The sequence below is a fragment of the Mycobacterium sp. P2_H7 genome, assembly GCF_056403275.1.
This window is the reverse complement of the sequence record NZ_JBFUFU010000040.1, coordinates 1-1,709: the sequence shown is the minus strand read 5'-3', so window position 1 is coordinate 1,709 and position 1,709 is coordinate 1. Positions and strand designations below refer to the sequence as shown.

The 1,709-nt window shown below is 64.7% G+C and carries 1 protein-coding gene; it reads right to left on the bottom strand.

The window, feature by feature from the left end; genetic code table 11:
• Positions 1-363: 363 nt before the first annotated feature.
• Positions 364-1,578: an IS110 family RNA-guided transposase gene (locus AC1DY7_RS31220; protein WP_477497633.1), complete on the bottom strand. Its 1,215-nt coding sequence runs from the start codon at positions 1,576-1,578 to the stop codon at positions 364-366.
• Positions 1,579-1,709: the final 131 nt, after the last annotated feature.

The window sequence follows — 1,709 nt, the reverse complement described above, 5'->3', positions numbered from 1 at the left end:
CCTAACTGGCTGTAGGCCGTGTCAATAGCGGGGTTTGGCATGTTGGGTCGACATCCGGTGTTCGGGTGTTGTGGTGGTGCTGTGATGTCGGTAGGGCTGGCTGAATGCGGTGGGTGCCTGGTGCCCACGTTGACGTATGCGACCTCGTGATCGGGTCATCTGGCGTCGTTCGGGCTGCCGCGGAGGCGAAGAGCCGGGTGCCAAGTTAGATACGGCGTGACCCGAGTGGGGTCCGCCATAACGCGTGCGGCATCTGATCCGGCTCTTCGTCCCGTCCGTTCAGCGTGACACTGCCGGCCGGGGTTGTGAAGAGTGTTCTCCGGCGCTCCTTTCAGCCACAGGGCTGCCACCGCTGATGGTGGTTCAGCTCCAGCGGGTGGGGTCGTAGACGGTGTGGTCGCGGACTAGGGAGTAGGCGATGCGGTTGGCGCGGTGGGCCAGTGCGCAGGCGATGACGCCGCCGCGCTTGCCCCGATCCTTGAGTCCGTGTGCGTAGGTCTTGGCGGCGGGCTCGGTCAGCCATAGACCGATACCGAGATCGATGAGGGCTCGGCGCAGTGCCACGCTGCCCTCGCGGCTGATCGATCCGTCCCGGCGTTTGTGCGCGGACTCGTACTGCATCGGTGAGAGTCCCGATGCGCGGTAGATCTGCTTGGATCCTGGCCATCGTTTCGGATCACCCAGGGCAGCAGCATAATTGGAGACTCGAACTACACCCCAGCCCGGGACCGAGGTCAGGGTACTGAACGGGCTCGACGGTAACAGCCGGGCGAGTTCGGCTTCGGCGTCGGCGATCCCGGTGTCCAGGTCGGTCAACAGGGCCACGTCAGCGGCCAGCACGCGTCGGGCCACCACGGCATCGCGGGTCGGTAGGGCGTCCTTGGCCGCTGCGATCAGACGCTCAGCGACCGGACGACGCAGCTGCACGTCGCGGGCAGCGGCAAAGCGGATCAAACGATTCACCCCCAAACCCGACAACCGCGCCGGATCGGTGAACTCGGCAGCGACCAGCCGTCCGATTTTGGTGCCCAACACATCCGGTAACGCCAACGTCAGCCCGGGGAACGTCCGATCGAGTTGAGCGAGTAGTTGATTTTTGGTGGCCGTGCGGGTCGCGMCCCGCCGCGACCGATGCTGGGCCCACGCCGCCAACTCGCCGGTAAGCACCTCACGCTCTCCGATCACCCGGCCCCGTCCGGCCAACATCAACTCGGTGATCGCCTCGAGGTCGATCCCGTCTGTCTTCACCCGCCGCCGGCCCATCACCCGGCGCTGCTCAGCGACATGGGCGGGATTGAGTTCGCGCACCTCCCAGCCCGGCGGCCACCGGTAATCCACCACAGGTCGGTGATAATGCCCCGCCGCTTCCACACCCACTTTGACCTGCGGACACAATGCCGCCACGGCCAGCACGCGCTGCACGGCAGCGCCCAGACCTGAGCGGGTCATCGCGAACTCGACCGGGCCCATCAACCGTCGACGAGCGCAGTCGGTCACCGACACCATCAATGAAGTCTTGCCGACATCGATAGCAACGACGATCGTGGACGACGTGACTGGAGCATTCTGCACAGACACAACAACACCTCCGGGGTGTGTCAGGCGAACCTGAGCGCGCCAACGCTCAGGTCCTCGAAAGGAATCTTTGACAATCCCTTCCTGACACCCCCGGAGGCGTTTGTGAAGGACTAACTCAAGTCATATCAACG